The following is a 23,105-nucleotide window of genomic DNA, read 5'->3' as shown; positions in this document are numbered from 1 at the left end:
TTTTGTTACCGCCGATGAGGGCAGATGAATACGGATGAACGCAGATAATAGCATGAGATTGTATCTGCGGTTTAAAAATTATTGACTATTCGTTGAATTTCAACTTTAGGGTTGCCGAAGTTGATGAGCAAGCAGACGGTTAGTTTTGTAGCTTTTATGACATTTAGACACTGTGCCATTTCTCTTTCCCCCAGTGATTTGATAGCTTTGAGTTCTACAAGCACGGATCTTTCCACCAACACATCTGGTACGAATTTCCCAACGATTATATCTTCATAATGGACATAAATTACAAACTGAGGTTCAACCAGCATTCCTGTTTTGCGAAGTTCATAAACCAAAGAATTCTGATAAACTTGCTCCAAAAACCCACAACCTAAAGTATTTCCTACCTTAAAAGCACAACCAATAATTTTTTCCGTAATCCCATTCAATTCCAATCTGCGTTCATCCGTGTTCATCTGCCCTCATCTGCGGTTAAAAAAATCCCACATCCAAAACTATACCAAAAATCCCCATGCCATCCAATCCAATCTGCGTTTATCCGTGTTCATCTGCCCTCATCTGCGGTTAAAAAAATCCCACATCCCAAACTATACCAAAAATCCCCATCCCATCTCATCCAATCTGCGTTCATCCGTGTTCATCTGCCCTCATCTGCGGTTCATTCCCAGAAGTAACCTTTTTCGACGGTAGTTTGGTGTTTGGCGGAGTCGTATTTGAGGAGGTAGCTGTGGGCGATCGCCTCTAATTCTTGGAGTTTTTCGTATTCTACTTTTCTAATTTCCGTGTCGGTAGAAAGCAGGATGACTTGGTGGCTGGCCGAGGGGAAATAGCGTTCGACTAGGTTGTTTCTGTGGGAGGAGTCGAGGCGGCCCAAGGGTGTGTCGATCGCCACTGGCAATTGTCTCCCGGATACTCGGGCTAATCCCCACAAAAAGGCGATCGCCAGCAATTGTTTTTCCCCGGCTGAAAGTCGGTGTTTGGGTACCGGTTTGCCTTCTGGATCGTAAATGGAGAGGCTAAATGTTTGAGTGTCGATCGCAACTCTGTGCACGAGGTCAGTTTTGTGCAACAGGTAGCGGAAACAGTCGGTAATTTCTATTTCGAGTTTGTTGAGTTTTTTGAGGGTGAGTTTTTCTTTAAAGAGTTTCAGGGTAGCTTGGGCTTTGGCGATGGAGGCGATGACGTGTTGGCTGTTTCTGATGGTGATGAATTCGCTGCTGTAGTTTTCTAGTTCTTTTTGGTTTTTGGCTAATTCTCTCTCTAATTCATCGACGCGGCGGTTGGCTGATTCACAGGCTGCGGCTGCGATAGCGACTGCTTTTTGGGCTTTCCTAACCTCTTCTTCTAGTTTTTCGTAGGCTTCGGGGGAAGCGGCGGCTGCGAGTTGTCTGTCTGTAAAGTCGATTTCTGCTTCGATACTTTTGATTTCTTCTATTTGGTCGTTGGCTAGGATTTGTTGGGCTTTGATTTGGTAGCTAAGGAGGTTTTCTAGTTGCTGGATGCTGTTGTTGTCGGCGTTCATCCAGGGCGGAACGTCTGTTCCCGCTTGCTGTTCGAGTTCTTGGTTTTCTTGGCGGATGAACTCTTGAATTTTATCTAGCTGTTGGGGATTTAATGAGATTTCCGCGATGTAGTTGAGGAGGCGATCGCTTCTTTGTTTGATAACATTTTGGGCAATCTTTGCTTGCTGCTGGCTGGCTTCTGTTTCTGCTTGATTTTTTGCTTCACTTAGCAAGGGCGAAATTAAGGCTAGTGGTAGTGTATTTGATGCCAATTCCATCATGGCTTGACGGCTTTTGTCTGCCTGATTTCTGTAGTCGTTTAGCTTGCTGTCTAGCTGACTGCGATCGGCTGCAATTTTCCCGCCTTCATAAATAAACTTTTCTGATGCTTGTTGCTGATTTTTTTGAGCTTTGTCTAACTCGTTTTTAAAGCTGGCTTGTTCTTGCTTAGCTACGTCTATTTCCTCAGTAATTTTCTTAAAAGTTTCTTCGATTTTCTCTAAAGCAGCCAAGTCTTTTTTGCCAGCAATTTCTTTCCGCTTGCGGCCGGCTAATATTTCTAAATCGACGGCGAGGCGTTCGGCTAATTCTAAACCTAAAAGAGATTTAATCGCCCCGACGACAAACTCTGGCGGTGTTTCGAGTTCGGCGAGTTCTTTTACTTGTTCGCCGTCAAACAGAAATAGGTTGGATATTCCGACGGGCAAAAGGGTTTCGATGTATTCGTCCCAGGTGTTAGTAATTGCTTTGTCTGACCACCAATCGCTGACTATTTCGCTGTATATGAGAATGCTTAAGTTATCTTTGATGTCGGCTTTTTTCCAGTATCTAACTATTTTGAATTGAGCTAATTTGTCGTCTTGGACTTGTTCAAATGTTAGTTCGACGCGGGTATCTTCTAATGGGGGTGTGTGGCGGTTGACGCATTGATTGAGAAAGTCGCTGTAGCTTAAATTGCCTCTGGTGGAACATTGGGCGCGGCCACCGTAGAGGGCGAGGCGAATGGAGTCCATGAGGGTGGTTTTGCCGCCGCCATTCATGCCGCCAAATAAAATGACTGGGCAGGGATTTCCGTCTTTTTCGGGGCGGAGATTGATGGTTTGGATGCCGGAATATGGGCCGAAGTTTTTGAGGACGAGTTCGAGGAATTGCATTGTAGATGTAGATGTTGTTGGTTGGTGGGGGGTTCGGCAGCGGATTTTGTAGCGGATTTAACGGATGGGTTGTTGGTGGGGGGTTCGGCAGCGGATTTTGTAACGGATTTAACGGATGGGTTGTTGGTGGGGGGGCGGTTCGGCAGCGGATTTTGTAACGGATTTAACGGATGGGTTGCTGGTTGGTGGGGGGTTCGGCAGCGGATTTTGTAGCGGATGTAACGGATGGGTTGCTGGTTGGTGGGAACATATTAGGAAGGAATTAGATTTGATAATTAATCAGTGACTAATTATCCGTTAAATCCTTTACAAAATACGTTGCTAATCATCCGTTACATCCGTTACAAAATCCGTTGCTAACCACCCCCCCTTGCTACCAATCAATTACATCTGTTGAATCTTCCTCCTGGTTCCGGGGCGCAATGCTGGGAGGTAAGGGGAGTTCCGCATCTGTTTCTTCATAGGTTCCTGAACTTCCTCTTGTCCAACCCCTGCCACTTGTTTTCGGCGTCCACAAGTATGGTTGAATGTGTTTCTGCCAACCTTGTACAGATTTTGGTGGGAGGATGCGGTGATATTCTAATTTGCTGCGTCCAAAGTTTATAAATAAACCTACTTGCGATCCTGTAGCTGCTAGGTAAGCTATTATTTGAGCTTTATCTTTGTCGGTCATTGGATAATTTACGGCTTTATCCTCTACTACAATACATTCATTGACCCAATGGTCTAGATAGAGGATTCCCATCCAAACTTGACCGTCGTAAATTTGTTTGGGATATTCCATTTCTGTGGTAATTCCAGATTCAAGCATTTCTGCATCAAAGGATCTTTGGTAATGTTTTTCTCTTAAACCTTTTTGCGTCCTCCGGTGTACTCTCATTGCACATCCGATGATGCTGTATGTCATATCCTGATGGGGAATATTAGGATCTATCATGGTCGTAAAAATTTGGTAATTTAAACGATGAGGGTTTGATAATGCTGGGGTTAGTTGACAACCATTATATGCGATCGCACGGAGTGGCTGTCAACAATTTTGGGGTTTAACCGCAGGCGGTTGCGTGCTAATCTTTGCTATTTTCCTCTCCTGAATGGGGCGGTGAAAATTTGATGTCTGCCCAAGATAGCTGCCTACTTTGATTGCTGTTGCTTTCGAGTTCTTCTTTAAGTTTGGCAATATCAACGGTATCGTTTTTGGCGGAACTGTTGGTTTGGGCGATCGCATCTTTGAATTGCTGAATGTTTTCCGTCGGATTTGCTTTAATATCTTCCACCGCTTTTTTTAAATTGCGTTGGTAGTGGGCGTTGCCAATCGCTTCTTCCTTCGATCGCGAACTGGTTTCAAAGCATTTGTCCAAATCCGCGTAAATGCCTGTACGGCGGGGTTTTGTGTAGTATTGGCGTTCTGTATCCAGGAGTTTTGCCATCAATTCGAGGTGCATTTTGTCCTCGCTGCAAATCTCTTCGATCGCAGCCCATTCGTCGCTACCTAGGAGTTTTCTTTCGGCGGCGGGACGGGAATCTTCAAAAGGTTCGCCCGTGACTTCTTCGTAAATCCGGGGCAAACTGTCGTCAAATTCGTGTTTTTCTTCCAGCCAAATTCGGCGGATTTCGCTAAGTTCTTCTGGGGTAATTAAGGTGATGTCGCGCATTTCTATGGGTGCGGTTTTGCGGATTTGGGTTTGTGCTTCCAAGACACGTCTCAGCCAGTGTTCCCGCCAGAATTTGGTGTAGGGCCCTGGGATGGGTTCGACGGAGGTTGTGTCGTCGCCCATGTTGCGTTCAAACAGTTCTACTCTACCGTAGATGCGGCGGAAGTCTCTTTTTGGGCGATCGTCTTTTATGTCTAATTCGTTGCGAATATCGAGGAGAGGCTGCATCCATTCTTTTTCCTCATCGTTTTGAATCATTGCCTCCATTGATTTATCTTGGCTTACCATTGTGCAAACCCAGCACCCAAAGCGAGAACTGCCGCAGCTAGGAGTAGAAGTATCGACAACTAAAGGACATTCATTGTCTGCTGTTGCACCTCGATACATGGTAAATAAATCTTTGTTGCTATTTTCCCAAGGATTAGGCCACTGATTCAGATAAATCCAGACTTCATCAGTTCGCCAATCTTCAATCGGACTATAAATTAGGGAATTAGGGAGACTAGGACTCTGATAAAGCAGAGATTTAATGGAACTAGAATTATCATTGAGACGGTCACTCATTCGACCTATTTCATGTTTCTCCATTGAAACAGCGCGTTTAATACTTTCAGCCTTGCGAGTACCCAGGATCAGAATCACTTCTCCATTGATTCTCACTACATCACGAACAAACCGATTAGAAGGAAGGATTTTCAGGCGTTCAGTACACCAGCGAAATCCATGTCTCGGTGCTGGGTAGCCTTTTCCCATCAAGTTTACCCAGAAAGTATCTTTGACATCGGGATAAAGCATATGAGGTTCTATTGGGATATGCTGCTCTATAGCAGCAGAATTCATCTGTTTCAATGACTGACGTACCCAAGCAGAAACAATCGGGTTTTCTACCAGTGTATCTGTTGTGATTACATAGATTTTTTTCGTTTTTTTTTCAGGTGGTAATTCTGCTATTGCATACCAGATAAGCTGCACTACAGTAGTGCTATCTTTTCCTCCTGAATATCCTACCACCCACGGAATATCATCTAAACAATATAAATCTCTAATTTCTTGACTTAATTTTTTTATTTCTTCCACTAAGTCCCTAACGGTACGGGGTGGAAAAAGTGGTAGCATTGTTTCTGTCATGTCTTCAACCTCAGTTAAGTAATTAAGCTCTAAATACATTCAGCCGATGCCACTCTAGGGATTCAAGTCTTGGTAGATATTGGTCTGAAGTTGGCAGGAGAATAGTTTCACTATGAAAATCTTTCATAGTTCTGGCATTGGGGGATTCCTCTTCTAAGTCATTAGCGACGATAATTCTGTAATTGTCATCTATAGCAAACCAACCCTGGTCAAAAGCCCAATGATGATTTTTACACAAAGATATCCCATTATTAATTTGATTGTCATAAAACTTTGAAAATGGCTTAATATGTGAGCCATCTACAATATTTTGAGTTATATTCCTGGTAACTTTTAATCGACAAAATGCACATTTGTAATCATATGTATGTACTACGGCTTTCCTAAAAACAGCATTTCTAACAGCCGACTTTGTTAAATAGAACCTCGGTTCTGTGTCAAGATTCCCTGCTAGGGCTAATATTTCTATTTCTGTCTGGGTAACATTTTCAAAGTCTTGATTAACTTGCAAGATATCTCCGAGATCATCCTTATTTGATGAAAACCATACAGCTACCAGTGTATCTATTAATTCCGAGCGAGAATTTGGGTCTTGAAGTAAATTGAATAATTCATTATCCCAACTCCCGTATTCTACAGCTTCTCTTAGCTTGTTAGTTGTTTTAGGTTTTGAACCATTAAATCCAGACTTAAGTGTGTTATGCCAGAATCCATCGCTTTCCAAATGCCAAAATGGATAGTGCAAACCACGCTGGTGAGAGTCAGAACCTAAGACATCCCAATACTTGTTAAATGTTTTAACCAAATCATCTGAAACATAAATTTTATTGTCCTTAATTATTCCTTGAGCAATTAGGTCGATGATTGATAATAGTAATATTGGCTTATGATGAGCGTTACCCCGTTGGCGTGTACGGCTTACATTAAGCTCCGCAAAACATTTGCGATAATAAGCTAAATTCTTATTTTGGGACTCTTCTCCCCTAGTCATTTTGTGCCCCCGTTATAATTCCCTACAATCCCAATTCAAATTTTACACTATTTTCAACAGATGGTTAAGCACACAATGGCACAACCATAACCCAATTACCCGACAATTTAAGCAGTGTCAGCAAACTAAAAAGTAATTCCCCAATATAAACCGGAGATAATCATATCACTCTCCGCGTGCACTTGCGCTTTCCAAACCCAACCTTGCCTTCAAATAATCAGTCATCCAGTTAACACTCGCCCTCGACTTAGAAATCCCCCCTTTCAACAAAATCCCTCCCTCCCAATCAGGATTAGAAATCGACCAATCAACCTGCTGCAAAAGGCTCAAACGTTCCTCCCAACGATCGGGAAAAACCGACAGCAAAGCCGCCCCAACTTCCCCCAAACTCTCAAGCACAACACTGTGACAGTGCACGGAATCCCGGCGCATTTCCCCCGCCGCAACTTGCTTGTGCAGAACTAATTGCCAATCTGGAATAAAACTGCAAACCGCATTCCAATAACTAACCGCCTGTTGTATTTGCTGAGTAAGTTCTTCCTCTTTTTCCTGTTTTGTGGCGCGGTAACGAGAGGGTTTCGCGTGTTTGCTGCTGTGGATGTTGGACAGCAAAGCCACGATCGCACGATCGATCGCACTCAGCGTAAACAATTTGTGCGATCGCCCGTTCAAACTCCCCCTCTCCATCTCAGTCAAACACCGGAAAACCTCAACCTGCTTAACAACAGCCTTCACCACAAAAGCCCGATCGTCCCGGTGGTTGTAAAGTACACTTAGCGACGACTCCAAAGGAACTTGAAAATTATTCAAATCAGCAAACATCTGCTGCGATTTTTCCAACCCAATATCGAGAAACAAAATCAGCGCCACCGTCTCATATCCCAACTGCGGATTTTCCCTCAAAGCCATCTCAAAAGCCGCGCGCCGATGCTGTCCGTCATTAATAGTAAACTTAGCATCCATCGGCACCCGCAAGCGACCGATTTTCCTTTCCTCCGCCTCATTTCCCACTGCTTCAAAACTAATATCCGCATCAATCGAAGCAGCAATTGCCCCACAAGTATAATTTGTAGGATTCTTGACAAAATAATCAGAAATTTCGGGAATCCTAGCTTTGTTAAGCGCGCGTTTCGCCCGCATAGACGGCGGCAAATCTTCAGATTCAAAGGGAAACAATTTCGGCAAAAAACGCACCGGACACATCGACACGTAATATTCACGGCCCGCTTGAATTCCCCGGATGACCGGCAAAATGTATTCAAAGGAAGGAGTAGACATATTTTTTTGTTGGTTGCAGGTGCGAAGTATGAAGAAATCAGGGGCAAGTGCCATCGTCAATTCACTCGCTTCCCCGATATTCCGCCGGGGGTTGAAACCCCCGTCTCATAGCGAAAGTCGGTTAAAACCGACTAAACATAAACCTCGAAATTGATCCATATTCAGTCCTCTTCAGAGGACTTTTGCTATGAGACAGGGGTTTCAACCCCTGGCGGGTCCCGATGGTGGCGGGTTTTCAACCCCTGGCGGACTCAGACGGTGGCGCGTGAGACCCAGACGCATCTGCATCAAGCCCGATCGCCCCTCAGCTATTGACAAATAAAACATTAAATGATATGTCAGGTTGAAATTATTAGTATTTTAAGTATTTCACGAAACTTTTTAAAAAACAAGAGTTGACATAAAGTTTAACTAATGATATTTTTTTAAAAAATAGCCTACTTATATAAAAACCGCCGATGACTACCCACCCAGCGGATGACCTCGCTAGTAAGATTTTAGAAAAAGAAAATAGCGACAGACAGGAAATCGCACTTTTATTAGATAATTATTTAGGAAAGGACGATCGCATTTTCGTACAAAAAACCCAGATGGGAAACACTGAAGCATACATCGGTTCAGTCACCCTAGAATGGTTAGACTCTCGCGTCCGTTTCGCCTCCCAGATGCCGCTTTTCCGCCAAAAATTCGACCTCCAAACCAACAACATCGTCCGCGACGACGAAACCATTGACGAAATTATCCAGCGTCCCTTAGATTGGTCGCGCCAAGCCACCCTAACTCAATATTTAGCAGCCCGAAAATCGCACAAATTTCCCGCAGTTTTAGTAGTCGTCAGTCCCCCGTGGGTAGACAATCCTCACGCCGAGGAATGGGATAAAAATGGCGTAGCAACAAAATCCGCGACTGAATTTACATCCTTTGATAAAAACGAGAACTTAGGGCTTTTGAATGTTTCTAAAGAAGTCTCAATTTTTGCCTTAGACGGTCAGCATCGGCTGATGGGAGTTCAAGGTTTAATGAGTTTAATTAAAACCGGAATCCTGCAAAGATACAACAAAAATAAAAAACCTGTCGGCGCTGCAATTACTCTGGAAGATTTAGCAGAAGAGTATCAAATCAACCCCGAAACAGTGTATAAATTAGCTCACGAAAAAATCGGAATTGAGTTTATCCCGGCGGCGGTAGCGGGGGAAACGCGACAGCAAGCACAACGGCGCGTGCGATCGATCTTTGTGCACGTTAACCTAATGGCCGTAACGCTGAGTCAGGGCCAGCTAGCATTATTGAACGAGGACAACGGATTTGCGATCGCAGCCCGAAAAATTGCCGTCACCCATCCCTTATTAAAAGAACAAGATGACAGAAACCCCCGCGTCAACTGGGACAGCGCCACAGTCGCAGCAAAATCAACTGTGTTAACCACATTGCAAGCGCTGCAAGATATGTCCGAACGGTATTTAGAATACAAATTCCCCCATTGGAAGCCGGAACGAAAAGGTTTAATTCCCATGCGTCCCGAAGATGAAGAACTGAAAGAGGGAATTGAAGAGTTTAAAAAATTGTTCGATCATTTAGCAACTTTACCCAGCTATCAAAGAATTGAAAGCGGCGAAGAAACGGCCGAATTGCGCCGATTTAGTTTTGAGAAACCAGGGGGCGAGGGAAATATTTTGTTCCGTCCAGTGGGTCAAATTGCTTTAGCTAATGCTTTGGGAATTCTAGTATTTAGAAAGAAACTTTCCCTGAAATCTATTTTCGACAAACTCCGCAGATTCGATGTCGATGAAGGATTTAGCCACATGGACAATCCTGAGTCTGCCTGGTACGGGATTTTGTACGATCCGAATAAAAAGCGAGTGCTAGTTTCTGGAAAGGATTTAGCGACGAAGTTAATTGTATATTTGGTGGGGGGAATTCAGGACGATATGGAGCGAGCTCATTTGCGGCAAGCGGTAGCGGAAGCGAGGACTTTTGAGGATAAAGCTATTAGTTTTAATGGCCGGTTTGTGCAGCCGCAAGAGGTAGGATTGCCACCAGTGCTGAGCTAAGTTTTTCTTGGATCGAGTATGAGGAAATACAGGATACGGCAGTGCCGTATCCCTAGCTTCATTCAAGTGCTGCGATTTCTTGTCGCTTCTAACTTGCGGCGAATTGCGGCTTGAACTTTCTCATCAAAATCTGGATCGCCGGGACTTGCAATAATCCTCAGCGGATGCTGATTGATTCTGTCCAAGTACGCCTGAAAAGCGGCTCGATTTCCACGATGTTTAAGAAAATACTGTTTCAATTCAGTATTCGACATGGCGTTATAGTTAACTTGGCTCATCAGCAAACTCCCCATTGGGTAAAATTTGGAACTCAAGCTCTTCATCGTACCCAGCCAATATGTATACGTTATGAGTGCGATCGTCAACACAAATCAGATGTATAGGCTGAAGCATCGTGTAGGTCAGTTGATAACTGATGCGATATAAACTCTCTAGCTGGGCAGCAGTAGGCATTTGTCAATCACTCAACCTAATATTTATCTTAACACATAAGTCAAGGAAAACTGCATATTTGTATCATCGCCTTTAGCAATTTTTCTCTTTCCAATACTACTACATATTGAGAATGCACCCAAGTTTACCTATCAATTTACATACAATATATCGCTTTATTCCAACAAAATAAGTTCGGCTGCTACAGGCAAATGATCGGACTCGGTTGCCTCCAAAACCGAACTCGATTTAGCACCCCAGTGCTTGGAATACCAAATATAATCAATCCGGAAAACGGGATAATTTAATCTCCAATTCGACCTTTTTACCAAGAATTTAAGTTCCCAACCGTGAGGCCAGGTAAAACCAAACCCCCATCCAGATTTTCGGAAAGAATCTTGCATGACTTTCTGCACCCTGTCATAGTCTTGAGTTTCGTCTGTCATATTAAAATCGCCCGCGACAATTACTGGCAGAGTTTCTCGCTCAACTCGCTGCACTAAGTCTTGAATTTCAGGCGATCGTTTGTCATATTTGTAAACTGGAACTTTGAGAAAACCCCATTTTTTAGATATTTTCAACCACGGCCCGGTAGCTTGCATATTGTAAATCACTACTTCTTGTTCGTTAAATTTAATAATTGCCCGCTGCTGCGTTTCTGGATGGCCGGCTAAGTGCAGTATTTCGCTCGATACAATTGGATATTTACTGAGAATTCCTACAGGGTGAGTGCCAATTTGATAGGGGTAGTCCGTTTTTAACCAGGTGAAAGCTCTTTCGGTATGTTTTTGAACGATTTCTTGTAAAAATATAATATCTGGTTGTTGCTGCTGAATCAGTTTAACTAAAGTTGGTGACTGAGTTTTATACCAACTGAGGTTATGAGATAAAACTTTGATGCTGGGCTGCGAATTTGTGATGTTTATTGGTTTTGGGCTAAAGTATTTAATGTGCAGCCAACTTATGAGGAGAATGCAGGCGATCGCAGAAATAACAGTGAACCATCTTTTTTTGATGATTAAAAATCCGATGATGGGAAGCAGGAAAGTAGGGAAGAAAATTAAGGGGCTAAAAGTGCTAATTAAGGCAATAATTCCTATTCTATCCCAAAAAATTAGTTTGAGAAGGAAATAGCAGATAATAAATGCTGAGTAACTGTAAGCAAGAAATTTTGCAGCTTGCTTTAAGAATCTCTTGATTATATCTTTTGGGATGTGCTTCATTGGGAACCTATTAAAATAAAAACTTGCTTAAATCGAATTCTTCATTTGACCGATGTTGGTTGTCTCTTTCAGAAACCAAAACCAACAAAAGGCGATCGGTATAATCCGCCGCGCCCCGCAACTCTTCGCGCAAAATTTCCAGTCCACCATTAGCATATTCTTCAAAAATTTGCAAGCGTTCTGCTTCCAATTTTTCGTCGAGATGGGAGAGAATTTGAGGATTTTTGGTTTCGGCGATCGCAATTAACTTAATCGCCATATCGTAACCCCTGGATACAAAGATATCAACATCTATCGCCCCCGGTTCTCGTTTAGAAATTTCACCCAAGGGCGATCGTTTTTTCCGCTGATTTCCCAACGCTGCAGCAAAGGCGATGACATCGGCGTAAGTCTGAAATGGCGCGGAGTTGTTATCCGATAAAGTTAAGGATTTGACTAAATCGGCTTTATCTTTAGCAATTCTAATTTTGTTAGCAGCCATTGGGATTAATATGTAATTTAAAGTGAGTAATTTGATAGAGTAACCGCAGATTTGAGGCAGATAAACACAGATTAACGCAGATATTTTTCAGAATGTCCGCAATAACATAATTTTTTGGGCAAAACCTCCTCTGGCTTCCCGCCACTTCGTTTGTTCGGCTAAAAGTCGATCGCCCGAAATACCAAAACTGGTCATCACCGCATCTATCACCTCATACAAATCCGCCAATTCCGCCACCAAATCTTCCTCATCAGCCGCCGCCGCTTCCCTCGCTTCTTCAATCAATTTCTGCCGCAAAGCTTGACGGTATTCTGCCTCCGACAAAATTACAACCTCGCATTCATTCCCACTTTGGCGAATAATTTCAGGAATGCGATCGCGCACCAACTTATGATACTCTTTTTCCACGTCCAACTCCCTTCAACCTTGACTAAAAGTTTGAATCAACCAGCGATTAATTTCCCCATCATCTTGCGTTTGACTCCGGTTCAAAGCTTCCTCAACTAACCGGATTTCCAGCCCCGGCAAAACCCGCGACTCTTGAATTCTCCCGCTACCTCCGCCATTAATCACAAACGCAAAAACCTCCTGCGTATTCGCACGATCCACCCAATATTCGCTAATTCCTGCGTCTTCATAAAGCAACCGCTTACTGCCTAAATCATCATTCCAAGAAGATGCACCAATTTCTATTACCAAATTAGGCGGATCGTATTGATCCAAATTAACAGGTGAATTGCTGTCTTTAGGAGGCACTCTCAAATCTGAACCGATGTAGTAAGCTAGATCGGGTTGAAACTCGCGGATACCTGCTTTGCGAAAACTGGTATTTGCAAACTGAACTACTCGGATATTTCTCAACGTAGCAAACAGAATAACCACATAGGAAACAATCGAATTATCGCTACCGTGCAATGGCCCTACTGGTGACATTTCTACCCTCATGTGTTCTTGATAGTAATAAAAGTTGCCCTTTTCCCATGCTGAATCGTCAGCGAAGGCGAGAAACTCTTCCCACGTCGCCTTCACCCAAATATCCGTTTCCAAAACTTGCGTAATTGCCGAATTAGAAGTCATAATCCACCTCTACAATTTCTGTATATTCAAATTCATTTGGACTGCGCCTAACTAAAGGATAGCGCGTCCCGCTAAGTTCGATCGCATCTTCTTCACAATCAGCTTTCGGAGAATTGTACACGAGCACGTATTCCCTGCCGGTGCAACTTTCCATCTCTTGAGCAACTTCTCCGCGCCACTGAGTTTTAGTTACCAAAACTACCAATTGATTCGCCAACTTCGGCAGCTTATTTGCAATTTGCTTGCGATAAATCTCGTCCAAACTGCCAAAGGGAGAATCCATCACAATTGGAAAGGTACTGCTATCCGGGCCCATCAAAGTATTTTTTTGACTCCACTCACGCACGCCCTCAATAATTCCGCCGATAAACGATAAGCTGAGAATTTGATTTTCTCCCGTAGAGGCTGCAACTAAAGATTCTTTGCCCGACGTGTTTTCTACTAGCGTCAGTTCGTATTTATCGCTCAACTTGGGGATATAAGGAGTAAAAGAAATTTGACTGAAAATATCTTGCACCCGCTTTTCCAACTGAGAACAAAACTGTTTTTCTAAGCGCGATCGCACTTCAGTTAGGCGATCGATCGCATCCTGAGTCGCAGCAATCCGGCGCTGGGCTAATACTTGCCTTTGCTCATTCAGTTGCTGCTTGTCGATTTGCTTGTCGAGATTCGCGATCGACGCCTTCAAACTCTCAATCTGCTGCTGGTTAGAGCCTGTTTCCCGGTGCAAATCGCCAATTTTTACCTCAATTTCATCCAAGCGCTTTTGCAAGCGGCTGACATCGCCGTCAGGAAAATTTCGCAGCTTGTTGTGAATATCGTCTAACTGCGTTTCCACGCGAGAAAGTTCGGTTCTGTCGCGGCTGATATTGCCTTGCTGTCGGTCAATTTCATCCCAAAAATCAGTCACTTGCCTATCAATTTCATTTACGCGATCGCTAATCCGAATAGTTGTTTCTTCCACATCCCCAACTCCCGCTTTATCAACCCAACCGCTAACCTGTTGGCGAGACTCAGAACCCTCCACTAATTCCGCACCGCAGATACACCGCTGCTGTGCTAATAACTCTTCCAAAAACGGTCGCTGAATCCCCGAAAGCAACGAGCCACCTTCCCGCAAACCTCCTACTATTACTTGAAATTCAGCCGCCGCATCTGACAGAAAAACGGCGTACCCGCGCACCGATATTGCTCGTTTTAGAGCATCTGTAGCCTGTACAATTTGTTGCTTCAATAAACTTTTTTGCAGTTCCAATTCGTCTCGCAACTTTTGTAAATCTGCAGCACCGCTAAGTTCCAACAAGTTACCATTAACGGCTTTTTTTAACTCCCCTTGGTTCGCCAATTCCCGCTCGATTTCTACTTGTCTGCTCGCAAGTTGCTCAGCTTCTTGCTCAAGTTTTTGCTTATCTTTTAAAAGTTTCTTCGTTTCAGCATTACCAATTATATTTAAATCTGTCTCTAGAGATTTTTTTGCTTCTAGTAAATGCCGGATCGAGCGATTCAACACTTCCACCCCCAGCAACTCCTTAGTAGCTTCCGCAATTTCTGCCTTCTTGTCATAGCGGACAATTTGCTCGATTCGCTCCCCATCAAAAAAGAAATATTTATGTAAACTTTCCGGCAAAATCCTCCCGATAATATCATCAGGATGCTGATCCGGCTTCAGCCAGAGACCGTTATCTTTTGCTACATTCAGAAACAATTCAGCCTTGCCATGTTCTACAGTATTTTCACTTTTATAAGCACGACATATGCGTTTTGCTTGGTAGCGCGTGCTGTCATGCTCAAACACAATTTCCGCCCAACAACCTACGGCTTTTCCCATTTCCGCCTCAGCCAGAGCGCGCTTGTTTACTAATTGTTCTTCCGCCGCAAAAGCCGCGCTAAATTGTCCGTAAAGTACCCACGTAAAGGCATTCATCAATGCCGTTTTTCCAGCGCCGTTATTACCGTGAATTACTGTAATATTTTGCCGACCCCAAGCTAGTTTAATTTCGGGGCTTTTGCCGTAAAACTGACGAAAGTTGCACAGAGTAATTGAGATTAACTTCATACAATTGCTTCCTTAATGATTTTTAAAATGTCATCGTTAATGTGGCGGGGAGCTCTCATGTACAACTTATCTTTTTCAATTTCCAATACCCGCTCAATAATTTGTCGCACTTCCGGTGGCGCGCTAGTAATAGGTTCCTGTACGTCGCTGAATTCTTGATGAGTTTGATAAGAAGAACGCTTTTCTGCTAAAATGCTTGTCGGTACGGCTGCGATCGCACTATCTTCATATCTAAATGCCATAATCAGATTTTCATGCAGATTTTCAGTCATTTTTTTTCAAATATTAAAAACTAGCAACTCAAACTGGGATCGAATAATTCTATATTCTCAAACATAAACCGAACCTTAATAAATGTCAAATATCTAATAGCCCGTAACGCTTCTGAAGTTGCAGCAATTTGACTCTAGCTTCGCCCGCATTGTCGGCTAAATCGGCAAATTCCAAGAACCGCTTCAACTCTTTTCGCAGCAAATTGCGCTCGACTTCTAAGGTTTCTCTGCCCAAATCAGGAGGCAAAACTATCATGTCAAATAAAGTTGCCCTTTCCTTCCCCGGATGTGGCCGCAAAATGCGTCCCCGGCGCTGAATAAACTGGCGCGGATTGCTGCTGCTTGCTAAAATTACAGCATTGCGAATTGCTGGAATATCAACGCCTTCATCCAAACACCGAATCGCTACCAAACCTTGCAATTCTCCACTCTCAAATTGCTGGCGCAATCGTTCTCTTTCTGCTAAAGGAGTTGCTGCAGTATAAGTGTTAACTCGGTAGCCTAATTCTGAACCCAATAACTTCGCGGTTTCTGTTAGTTGGCGGTTATTATTTCGGCGCGCACCTCCTTCGATCGCACCGTCGCCGCAGTAAAATAAAGTGTGGGCAGTGTCGAGACGGTGAATCATTAATTCTCGCAAAGCTGTTAATTTATTAGCCGCAGCCCCAATCAACCGGGCTCGCTGCATTAATAAAGTTGTTAAAGCATCATTTTCTTCTACTTTTTCATCGCCCCAAAGCGCCCAGCCAATTTTTTGAGTTAAGCGGGAATACTTGCGGGTTTCGGCTTCTGTCAATTCTACTAAAATTGGATAGTATAAATAATGTACTAATGCTTTTTGGCGGATGGCGTCGGCTAAGGTGAGTTCCGGCTGCAAAACCGGGCCGAAATAATCTAAAATAGCTTCGGTTCCTTGTTCGTCGAAATGCCTTTCTGGGGTGGCGGAAAGGGCGAGTCGCAGTCCAATATTGCGCGGCAAACTTTCTCCTAAACGGGGCGCGCCTAAGTTGTGAACTTCGTCTCCAATAATCAGGGTTTTTTCTGGGAAATAGCGCAGTTGCGATCGCAAACTATCTCCCATTAAGGTAGCATTGGTAGTGATGATTGTGAGAAATGCTCGCTCGCCAGAACGCACTTCATACAAACCCGCAGCCAGCTTATTCTGCCAACTGCGGGCGCTATCAAAAGCCAAAATAGGTTTTAAACCAAATTTCTCCGATTCGCGCGCCCACTGATTCACCAGGTGGCAGTAAGGGCAAATTACGAGCAGGACTTGCAGGTTAATTTTATTGTATAATTCAGTGGCGATCGCCAGTGCAGTAATCGTCTTGCCGCTACCCGTCGCCATCTTCAGCGTACCGCGTCCTTGATTCGCAAACCAATTAGCAACCGCCACTCGCTGATACTGTCGCAATTGCAGCGATGGCGGCATTTTCGGAAATCCAAATTGCGAATTATTAGCCGTTGAGCGATTCACCTTTAAATGCCGTTAGATGCAAAATTCCCTATACTCAACTGTAGCTCACGGGCGATCGAAACTTAACAGCCCAAACAAATCCGCCGCCGACATTTGCAAACCCGACAGCACATCAAGCACAGGTAAAATATCCTGATTCTCTTTCGCCTCTGGTTGCTGCTGCGGTTTAAAAACAAGAACTAATTTTTCTGCCGGGTCAATCAACCAACCTAGTTTAGCATCGTGATTTAAGCAAAACAAAATATTATTAATGACCCGAGTTGGATTTTGCTCCGGCGATAAAATCTCAATTGTCCAATCCGGCACAATTTCAAACCTGTTTTCTACTTCTCCCTTAGCATTGAGAAGAATGCGCGACCACTCAAACACTGCTATATCTGGAACAATAGAACGTCCCCCAAAAGTGCAACGCAATTCTGAAAAAGCAAAAGCTAACTTTTGCGGTTCTCCCACCTGATTAATTCTATTCCCAAAACGAGTTTGTAACGTGCTGTGTTTTCCTTGCGGCATATCTTTTTGATAAATTTGACCGTCAACATACTCGCTAGCCGGCTTAGTCTCTGGCAATAGCAGAAACTCTTCCAGAGAAATCTTTGACGGAGACTGAATTGACGTTACCATAAGCCATTAACCCCTCAACAACTCAACTGGGCCATCAAAAATCTGCATCGCCGTCTGTTTCCCAATCAGCACAACTCTCCGATTCCACACCAGTAGGGTGCATCGCACAAACCAACAAATTTCCCCCGTAAACTTGACCGTGATAGTTGCGACAACCGCGACAAGCCGGCTGCTGCGTCGGCGAAGGGTCTACATAAGTAACCATCGACAAATCTATCTCATCAAATTGCGGGTCGAAGTCGCGGCAAATTTCAATTATCGGTTCGATAAATTCATTCAATAAACCGTCAAATTCATTGAAATAACCGTCAATGTCATTAATCAGATTATTTTGTACTTGTTCTGTAAACTCTTCCGACATTTTTGCCAAAACGTCCAGCATTTCGACAAACTCTTCGCCCATTTCGCTGAAAAAATGCTCTACTTCAGAAACAGCATTTTCCATTGCTCCGAAAAAATCTTTAGACCAATCTTCCATGAATTTGACAGTTGGCTATTACAAAATATTTTACAGACAAGTGCAGCCAGCCTCATGCGAAGCGATCGCACCTACTTTCAATTCTATTACCTATTGCCTGATATCCGTCCACATCTGACAGGGGAGATATTCAAAAAGGGAACTCAAGATTATTATCCTGAGTTCCCTTCATGCTTTGCTGAGCGAGCTTTTTCCTGCTTAATCGCGCTTCAACCGCCGCAATTCCTCTTGTAAATTCTGTACCTGTTCGCGGAGCTTGTCTACGCCGCCTGTCTCTTTAGCCTCTTTTGCCGAGACATCTTCTTCCTCAGAAACAATTTCAATCCGCCGAGGTTCAGCGGGTTTTTCGTTCCCAGCCGATGCTACGGGGGGCTGCTGCTGAGCCTGTTGCACCATGTCATCAACAAAGCGGCGAGCTTCTTCCGTTGACATCTCGCCACGCTTGACTAATTCGTCTGCCAGCTTTTGGGCTTCAGTGCGTAATTCAGTTAACTTGCTGCCAGCTTTTTCACCAGCGTAAGAAGCTAGCCCGACACCAAGGTAAACTGCTTTTTGTAAAATATCTCCAAAACCAGGCATAGGAGCTACACCTCATAAAACTGGGTGAACCGGAGACCACGCCTATTACAAGCATCCCGTGTTGCTGCTACCTTCCGGTCCTGACAAGATTTGGGCGTTGGAATCGCGTGGGTCCAGTTCATAAATGAGTATAACACAGTTATTTATTCTTCAACCACACACCAGTGATAAATTTCATAAATAACGCAACCGTTCTTGACCAGCGGGTCTTCAGCGACGATCGCCTTCGCCTCATCCATCGAACCCGCCTCAAACAGCAACATACCGCCGCCCCGCCGCCCCCAGTAGCCAGTTTTCGCTCGGTGTCCTTTAGAAATCAACTCTCGGACATAAGCTCTGTGAGCTGGCACGTATTGGTCAAAGACAGGCTTTTCGACAATTCCTTGCTCAATTTTGACAAACCAAGGCATTTTAAATTTTAGATTTTAGATTTTGGATTTTGGATTGTAGATTGGGAATGGAGTTTTTGGTACAAGCCTTGAGTAAATACTCGATTTTCCATACTCCGCCATTTCTTCCTCACTGCGATGGTATCCTATGAACCCGTCAAAACAGCGATTTTTTATTGCCCTAGTGCCGCCGGACGATATTCAACAGCACATTACTGAGATTAAACTATATTTTGCGGAACACTACAACAGCCGTAGTGCTTTGAATTCGCCGCCGCACATCACGCTGCAACCTCCTTTTCACTCGTTAGCGGAGGATGTTCCCAAATTAGAGGAAAGTTTGAACCAGTTTTCTGCAAATCGGCTGCAAATCCCCGTTACTCTATCCGGTTTTGCTGCTTTCGCGCCGCGCGTCATTTACGCTGATGTTGTCAAATCGCCGGAATTACTGGAGATTCACAAAGATTTGATGAGTTATATGGAGGCAACTTTGGGAATAGTCGATCGAGTTTCTCAGACTCGCCCATTTGTACCGCACATGACAGTAGCCTTTCGCGATTTAACTAAGGAGAATTTTCAAACGGCTTGGTTGGAATTCTCCGGGCGATCGCTCCACTTTGAGTTTACCGCTTCCGCGTTAACTTTACTGCTTCACGACGGCAGCCGTTGGAACATCAGCAAACACTTCCCGCTTTCGGCCTAAACTCTCTCTCTTCTTTCTCTTCCTTCGCGGACTTGGCGTCTTCGCGGTTCGTTTTCCCAGTTTTTTTTATTAGCGAATCCTGATAAATATCATTTCCTCACTACAAACCTGTTGAAAATTCAAGCCAGTCACAACTTACCGAAAGCATCAAGGATACAAGCCCCGGATTCATCCGTGGTGGAGAAATAAAAAACCTGTATCCGATAAACTTGCCCCCAATTTATCCGTCGGGTCAATGCTTCAATTCTTTAATCTAAAATCTAAAATCTAAAATCTAAAATCGATTGACCGATTAATCTTATTCGGAGTTGCCAGTGCCACAGTTCCATAAACCGAAATTCCCGACTGTTCCAATATTTGAATTGCCGACTTAACCGTAGTACCGCTAGTGTAAATATCATCAACTAACAGCACTCGATCGCGCGGAAGGCGACGACGAAAATCTTTCCCCAAACTTAAAGCATTTTTCATTTCCGCTTGGCGCTGCTGTGGCGTCAGAGCGAATAAAGCTTGAGTATTTTTCACCCGCTCCAAACCGTGCCGCTGCAAAGGCAAACCAGTCAGCTCGCAAAAACTTTCAGCCAAAAGTTCTGCTTGGTTAAAACCGCGCTCCTTGAGCTTTTCTTTGTGCAGGGGAATCGGTACAACTGTTAGATTGTCTATAGCTAATTCGGGAAAACTCAGCCAAGCTTCTGCCAGCCAGCCGCCTAGAGGTTTGGCTAATTGCGGATTGCCGTCATATTTCAAAGCTGCGATCGCCCGTTTGAGAGCCCCGCCATACTCCCCCCACACAAAAACACGCTGCTGTGAATTCCAAAATCGACCGGAATCGCTTAACTGACATCGCTGAAGTTGCTTGTGACAGTACAAACAAAACTCTCCGGCGGCCGGTCGCTGACAAAGAGGACAGTTAGACTTAAGAAATAGATTGAGAAAAGATTTGACTAATCCCGTCCATTGTCGCTTGTTCATCCTAAAATTGTCGTAAGTGATTAATGGGAAAAACATTTAGCTTCAATCAGTTTCCACCGACAGGCTCGCAGCGTGAAAAACCTCTACTGGTTAGACAAAATTCAACCTTCAGACAGAGATGCAGTGGGAGAAAAAGCATTTTACTTGAGCTGTTTGCTCCAGAAAAATCACCCCGTTGTACCGGGTTTTGTCGTACCGGCTACCACATTCTGGCAGTTTTTAGAGTCGATCGAGTGCCTAGAACCGCTGTTTGCTGACTGGCCACACTCTTCCCTGCACTTGAATGTCGATGAACCCAGACAACTGCAATCCATCGCCCGCAGCATCCGCCACCAAATCCTCGCCGGCAAACTGCCAGATTCACTGCTCTCCACCCTAGAGTCTGCTGTTTCTCAACTCAACTCCAAGTCAAACTTAAACTCCACAGCCTTAATTTTTCGCCCTTCCCTGACTTCCTGGAACCCGAAAACACTCGGCATTCTGGCATCTCAGGCAGTACGGGCAGAACCCGAAGCCATTGGGGACGGACTCAAACGAGCTTGGGCAGAAATGTTCAGAGCCCGAAGTCTATTTTACTGGCAGCGGTGCGGCCTGCGGGTACAGCAAATCAATCCCGCAGTTTTGGTGCAGCCACTTCAAGAAGCCATTGCCGCAGGCGAGGTGAAAACAAAGGCGGGTGCACAGTGGGAAATCCAAGCCACCAGCGGTTTGGGATTGTCCCTCGCTAGGGGAGAAACCATCCCCGATTACTATCAAGTGCAGCCAGAAACAAGCGCGGTTAAATTCCAGCGGATCGGTTACAAAACATTAGCCTACAATCTCAAAATCGGCGAGGGTGAACCGAAAAAAAAACGGCTGCTGGGCAAGTTTGCTGCTTTCCCAATTTCCGATTCTCCATTTATAATTCCTGATTTTGCTGATTGTTGCGTGCAAGTTTTAGCGCTGGGAGAGGAAGCACAAACAGAATATGTTTTAGAGGAATCGCAACTGCAAGAAATCATTGAATTGAGTAAAAAAGCGAGCGCAGAATTTGACTCAGATTTAATTTTAGAGTGGACGCTAAACCAGACAGCAAACAGCGGCGAACAGCAGTTTTATTTCACTCAAGTTCGTCTTGTGAAAGGGGAAAAAGTCGCGCCACTAGAGGAAAATTCGAGATCCCTCCCGCAGCCAAACTCGATCGCCCCAGCCCGAACTCCTGCGATACTTAGAGGTGTGGGAGCAGCATCAGGAAAAGCCGAAGCAATTGCCCAAGTTATGACTAATTCCCACCCAGAAAACGCGGAATTCTTAGCCGGAGGCATTTTGGTAGCCCCGACAATCGATCCGAATTGGCTGCCTTGGCTGAAGGTTGCTGCTGGGGTGGTGGCGGAACAAGGAGGCATGACCTGCCACGGCGCCATTTTAGCGAGAGAATTGGGGATTCCCGCCGTTGTGGGAGTCGCAGGGGCCACCCGGGCGATCGCCTCGGGCGATTCCGTGTTGGTAGACGGCGACAGCGGAGAAGTTTTTGCCCTCGCCCAACAGGATGCGATCGAGACAGGAGACAGCGGCCGACTTCGGGACACAGCAAAAAAGACAAATATATACAGTACAGCAGCGAAAATGTCAATAGCCAAGCACCAATCTTCTATCTCCGATCGATCGTCCAATTGGGCGCCTAAATCTCGACAATCTGAGTCTACTCAATATGTTTGGGGCCCACCAACGGCGACTCAACTGCTAGTTAATGTCAGCCAAACAAGTTCGATTGACCGCCTCAAAAATCTGCCAATAGACGGCATCGGATTGCTGCGATCTGAATTAATGGCATTAGAAGCTTTGGACTGTCAAAACCCCAAAGTTTGGCTACAAGACGGCCGCCAATCGGAATTTGTCGATCGCATGGCGGATTGCCTCAGCTTATTTGCTGCTGCCGTTTCGCCGCGGCCAATATTTTATCGATCGCTCGATTTACGGGAGTCAGGCGCCCACGGCAGCTTCAGTTATACCTTTGAACCGGAATTATTTGATTGGGAACTCTGCGTACTTCAAAAAGTCTGCGAGTCAGGCCATACGAATGTTAATTTAATTTTGCCTTTCGTGCGCTCGGTTGACGAGTTTATATACTGCCGCCAGCGCTTAGAAACTGTTTGGAAAAACCGCTCAACCGAGTTTCAAATGTGGATTATGGCCGAAGTTCCTTCGGTGTTATTTTTATTGCCCGATTACGTAAAAGCAGGAGTTCAAGGAATTTCCATCGGCACCAACGATTTAACCCAATTGCTATTAGGAGTTCACCGCAACTCCGACCAGGTAGCAGGTGCTTTCAACGGGCGCGATCGAGCAGTGATGAGGGCGCTCGAACAATTAATCAAACAGGCCCGGGCCGCCGGCATTCCTTGCTCAATCTGCGGCGACGCTCCCGCATTGTATCCCGAAACAGTGGAATCCTTCGTGCGGTGGGGAATTTCCTCTATTTCGGTCAATGTCGATGCTGCAGAACAAACTTCCAGGGCGATCGTCCGCGCCGAACAGCGCCTGCTGCTAGAAGCCGCTCGATCGATAATTAACAATTAACCACTACCCGACTCACTTGACCCC

Annotated in this window: 24 protein-coding genes and 1 other RNA gene; 4 read left to right on the top strand and 21 right to left on the bottom strand. The window is 44.7% G+C overall.

The features are described from left to right. Positions 1-71 precede the first annotated feature (71 nt). Positions 72-461, bottom strand: coding sequence for a GxxExxY protein (locus QUB77_RS19280; RefSeq protein ID WP_333040677.1), 390 nt, complete (start codon positions 459-461; stop codon positions 72-74). Between the two features lie 203 nt (positions 462-664). After that, positions 665-2,662: a DNA sulfur modification protein DndD gene (gene dndD / locus QUB77_RS19275; protein WP_333175973.1), complete on the bottom strand. Its 1,998-nt coding sequence runs from the start codon at positions 2,660-2,662 to the stop codon at positions 665-667. 21 nt (positions 2,663-2,683) lie between these two features. On the opposite strand from dndD, the gene QUB77_RS19270 reads away from it, so the two are divergent. After that, on the top strand, positions 2,684-2,875 hold the full coding sequence (locus QUB77_RS19270; RefSeq protein ID WP_333175975.1) for a hypothetical protein: 192 nt from the start codon (positions 2,684-2,686) through the stop codon (positions 2,873-2,875). A 160-nt stretch (positions 2,876-3,035) separates the two neighbouring features. Here the strand turns inward: QUB77_RS19270 and QUB77_RS19265 are convergent, their stop codons facing one another. From QUB77_RS19265 to dndB, 4 genes are all read right to left on the bottom strand, one after another. Then, a complete protein-coding gene (locus QUB77_RS19265; protein ID WP_333175977.1) occupies positions 3,036-3,599 on the bottom strand; it encodes a GxxExxY protein in 564 nt (187 codons plus the stop codon). 127 nt (positions 3,600-3,726) lie between these two features. Next, the gene (gene dndC, locus QUB77_RS19260; protein WP_333175979.1) at positions 3,727-5,442 is read right to left on the bottom strand and encodes a DNA phosphorothioation system sulfurtransferase DndC; all 1,716 of its coding nucleotides are present in this window, start codon (positions 5,440-5,442) and stop codon (positions 3,727-3,729) included. A gap of 22 nt (positions 5,443-5,464) precedes the next feature. Continuing rightward, on the bottom strand, positions 5,465-6,433 hold the full coding sequence (locus QUB77_RS19255) for an HNH endonuclease (protein ID WP_333175981.1): 969 nt from the start codon (positions 6,431-6,433) through the stop codon (positions 5,465-5,467). A gap of 165 nt (positions 6,434-6,598) precedes the next feature. Then, the gene (gene dndB, locus QUB77_RS19250) at positions 6,599-7,711 is read right to left on the bottom strand and encodes a DNA sulfur modification protein DndB (protein WP_333175983.1); all 1,113 of its coding nucleotides are present in this window, start codon (positions 7,709-7,711) and stop codon (positions 6,599-6,601) included. Positions 7,712-8,169: 458 nt separating this feature from the next. Between dndB and QUB77_RS19245 the strand changes: the two genes are divergently transcribed. After that, positions 8,170-9,762 carry a DGQHR domain-containing protein gene (locus tag QUB77_RS19245; RefSeq protein WP_333175986.1) on the top strand — a complete coding sequence of 531 codons (1,593 nt, stop codon included), beginning with the start codon at positions 8,170-8,172 and terminating at the stop codon, positions 9,760-9,762. 62 nt (positions 9,763-9,824) lie between these two features. Here QUB77_RS19245 and QUB77_RS19240 read toward each other — a convergent pair whose 3' ends face one another. The 14 genes from QUB77_RS19240 to QUB77_RS19180 form a co-directional block, all read right to left on the bottom strand. Continuing rightward, positions 9,825-10,040, bottom strand: coding sequence for a DUF6887 family protein (locus QUB77_RS19240; RefSeq protein ID WP_333077085.1), 216 nt, complete (start codon positions 10,038-10,040; stop codon positions 9,825-9,827). Beyond that, positions 10,027-10,215, bottom strand: a complete 189-nt coding sequence (locus QUB77_RS31815) for a DUF6888 family protein (RefSeq protein WP_445251760.1) — start codon at positions 10,213-10,215, stop codon at positions 10,027-10,029. Before QUB77_RS31815 ends, QUB77_RS19240 begins: the two co-directional genes overlap by 14 nt. Positions 10,216-10,370: 155 nt before the next feature. Then, a complete protein-coding gene (locus QUB77_RS19235; RefSeq protein ID WP_333175988.1) occupies positions 10,371-11,417 on the bottom strand; it encodes an endonuclease/exonuclease/phosphatase family protein in 1,047 nt (348 codons plus the stop codon). 10 nt (positions 11,418-11,427) lie between these two features. Next, positions 11,428-11,898, bottom strand: a complete 471-nt coding sequence (locus QUB77_RS19230) for a DNA phosphorothioation-associated protein 4 (RefSeq protein ID WP_333175990.1) — start codon at positions 11,896-11,898, stop codon at positions 11,428-11,430. Positions 11,899-11,985: 87 nt separating this feature from the next. Further along, positions 11,986-12,306: a nucleoside triphosphate pyrophosphohydrolase gene (locus QUB77_RS19225; RefSeq protein WP_333323312.1), complete on the bottom strand. Its 321-nt coding sequence runs from the start codon at positions 12,304-12,306 to the stop codon at positions 11,986-11,988. Positions 12,307-12,318: 12 nt separating this feature from the next. After that, positions 12,319-12,975, bottom strand: coding sequence for a Uma2 family endonuclease (locus tag QUB77_RS19220; protein ID WP_333175994.1), 657 nt, complete (start codon positions 12,973-12,975; stop codon positions 12,319-12,321). Further along, complete coding sequence (locus QUB77_RS19215) at positions 12,965-15,031, bottom strand: AAA family ATPase (protein ID WP_333175996.1); 2,067 nt, start codon at positions 15,029-15,031, stop codon at positions 12,965-12,967. Before QUB77_RS19215 ends, QUB77_RS19220 begins: the two co-directional genes overlap by 11 nt. Next, positions 15,028-15,303 carry a hypothetical protein gene (locus QUB77_RS19210; protein WP_333175998.1) on the bottom strand — a complete coding sequence of 92 codons (276 nt, stop codon included), beginning with the start codon at positions 15,301-15,303 and terminating at the stop codon, positions 15,028-15,030. The genes QUB77_RS19215 and QUB77_RS19210 overlap by 4 nt, the downstream gene beginning before the upstream one ends. Positions 15,304-15,388: 85 nt before the next feature. Beyond that, complete coding sequence (locus tag QUB77_RS19205; RefSeq protein WP_333066876.1) at positions 15,389-16,735, bottom strand: DNA phosphorothioation system restriction enzyme; 1,347 nt, start codon at positions 16,733-16,735, stop codon at positions 15,389-15,391. A gap of 90 nt (positions 16,736-16,825) precedes the next feature. Continuing rightward, the gene (locus tag QUB77_RS19200) at positions 16,826-17,401 is read right to left on the bottom strand and encodes a Uma2 family endonuclease (RefSeq protein ID WP_333176000.1); all 576 of its coding nucleotides are present in this window, start codon (positions 17,399-17,401) and stop codon (positions 16,826-16,828) included. A gap of 34 nt (positions 17,402-17,435) precedes the next feature. Beyond that, positions 17,436-17,879 (bottom strand): hypothetical protein, encoded by a 444-nt coding sequence (locus QUB77_RS19195; RefSeq protein WP_333040709.1) that lies wholly within the window; start codon positions 17,877-17,879, stop codon positions 17,436-17,438. Between the two features lie 198 nt (positions 17,880-18,077). Then, positions 18,078-18,458, bottom strand: a complete 381-nt coding sequence (locus QUB77_RS19190) for a phasin-related domain-containing protein (RefSeq protein WP_333176002.1) — start codon at positions 18,456-18,458, stop codon at positions 18,078-18,080. A 23-nt stretch (positions 18,459-18,481) separates the two neighbouring features. Beyond that, positions 18,482-18,578: signal recognition particle sRNA small type (gene ffs, locus QUB77_RS19185), an RNA gene on the bottom strand. A gap of 23 nt (positions 18,579-18,601) precedes the next feature. Next, complete coding sequence (locus QUB77_RS19180; RefSeq protein WP_006632991.1) at positions 18,602-18,868, bottom strand: YciI family protein; 267 nt, start codon at positions 18,866-18,868, stop codon at positions 18,602-18,604. Positions 18,869-18,995: 127 nt separating this feature from the next. On the opposite strand from QUB77_RS19180, the gene QUB77_RS19175 reads away from it, so the two are divergent. Continuing rightward, positions 18,996-19,550, top strand: coding sequence for a 2'-5' RNA ligase family protein (locus QUB77_RS19175; RefSeq protein ID WP_333176004.1), 555 nt, complete (start codon positions 18,996-18,998; stop codon positions 19,548-19,550). A gap of 267 nt (positions 19,551-19,817) precedes the next feature. Here the strand turns inward: QUB77_RS19175 and QUB77_RS19170 are convergent, their stop codons facing one another. Then, on the bottom strand, positions 19,818-20,522 hold the full coding sequence (locus tag QUB77_RS19170; protein WP_333176006.1) for a ComF family protein: 705 nt from the start codon (positions 20,520-20,522) through the stop codon (positions 19,818-19,820). Between the two features lie 72 nt (positions 20,523-20,594). Between QUB77_RS19170 and QUB77_RS19165 the strand changes: the two genes are divergently transcribed. Beyond that, positions 20,595-23,081, top strand: a complete 2,487-nt coding sequence (locus QUB77_RS19165; RefSeq protein ID WP_333176008.1) for a putative PEP-binding protein — start codon at positions 20,595-20,597, stop codon at positions 23,079-23,081. Positions 23,082-23,105 lie beyond the last annotated feature (24 nt).

Origin of the sequence: Microcoleus sp. AT9b-C3 (assembly GCF_036705485.1) — a bacterium.
Classification (GTDB): Bacteria; Cyanobacteriota; Cyanobacteriia; order Cyanobacteriales; family Microcoleaceae; genus Microcoleus.
The sequence above is the reverse complement of the archived record's forward strand: the minus strand, read 5'-3'. Positions and strand labels throughout refer to the sequence as shown.

Bases quoted from the DNA above. Each gene is read 5' to 3' on its own strand.
- QUB77_RS19240 (WP_333077085.1), bottom strand. From the start codon at position 10,040: ATGAGCCAAGTTAACTATAACGCCATGTCGAATACTGAATTGAAACAG.
- QUB77_RS19175 (WP_333176004.1), top strand. From the start codon at position 18,996: ATGAACCCGTCAAAACAGCGATTTTTTATTGCCCTAGTGCCGCCGGAC.
- QUB77_RS19220 (WP_333175994.1), bottom strand. From the start codon at position 12,975: ATGACTTCTAATTCGGCAATTACGCAAGTTTTGGAAACGGATATTTGG.
- QUB77_RS19170 (WP_333176006.1), bottom strand. From the start codon at position 20,522: ATGAACAAGCGACAATGGACGGGATTAGTCAAATCTTTTCTCAATCTA.
- dndC (WP_333175979.1), bottom strand. From the start codon at position 5,442: ATGACAGAAACAATGCTACCACTTTTTCCACCCCGTACCGTTAGGGAC.
- QUB77_RS19210 (WP_333175998.1), bottom strand. From the start codon at position 15,303: ATGACTGAAAATCTGCATGAAAATCTGATTATGGCATTTAGATATGAA.
- dndB (WP_333175983.1), bottom strand. From the start codon at position 7,711: ATGTCTACTCCTTCCTTTGAATACATTTTGCCGGTCATCCGGGGAATT.
- QUB77_RS19195 (WP_333040709.1), bottom strand. From the start codon at position 17,879: ATGGAAGATTGGTCTAAAGATTTTTTCGGAGCAATGGAAAATGCTGTT.
- QUB77_RS19280 (WP_333040677.1), bottom strand. From the start codon at position 461: ATGAACACGGATGAACGCAGATTGGAATTGAATGGGATTACGGAAAAA.
- dndD (WP_333175973.1), bottom strand. From the start codon at position 2,662: ATGCAATTCCTCGAACTCGTCCTCAAAAACTTCGGCCCATATTCCGGC.
- QUB77_RS19215 (WP_333175996.1), bottom strand. From the start codon at position 15,031: ATGAAGTTAATCTCAATTACTCTGTGCAACTTTCGTCAGTTTTACGGC.
- QUB77_RS19190 (WP_333176002.1), bottom strand. From the start codon at position 18,458: ATGCCTGGTTTTGGAGATATTTTACAAAAAGCAGTTTACCTTGGTGTC.
- QUB77_RS19230 (WP_333175990.1), bottom strand. From the start codon at position 11,898: ATGGCTGCTAACAAAATTAGAATTGCTAAAGATAAAGCCGATTTAGTC.
- QUB77_RS19235 (WP_333175988.1), bottom strand. From the start codon at position 11,417: ATGAAGCACATCCCAAAAGATATAATCAAGAGATTCTTAAAGCAAGCT.
- QUB77_RS19200 (WP_333176000.1), bottom strand. From the start codon at position 17,401: ATGGTAACGTCAATTCAGTCTCCGTCAAAGATTTCTCTGGAAGAGTTT.
- QUB77_RS19245 (WP_333175986.1), top strand. From the start codon at position 8,170: ATGACTACCCACCCAGCGGATGACCTCGCTAGTAAGATTTTAGAAAAA.
- QUB77_RS19255 (WP_333175981.1), bottom strand. From the start codon at position 6,433: ATGACTAGGGGAGAAGAGTCCCAAAATAAGAATTTAGCTTATTATCGC.
- QUB77_RS19205 (WP_333066876.1), bottom strand. From the start codon at position 16,735: ATGCCGCCATCGCTGCAATTGCGACAGTATCAGCGAGTGGCGGTTGCT.
- QUB77_RS19265 (WP_333175977.1), bottom strand. From the start codon at position 3,599: ATGATAGATCCTAATATTCCCCATCAGGATATGACATACAGCATCATC.
- QUB77_RS31815 (WP_445251760.1), bottom strand. From the start codon at position 10,215: ATGCCTACTGCTGCCCAGCTAGAGAGTTTATATCGCATCAGTTATCAA.
- QUB77_RS19180 (WP_006632991.1), bottom strand. From the start codon at position 18,868: ATGCCTTGGTTTGTCAAAATTGAGCAAGGAATTGTCGAAAAGCCTGTC.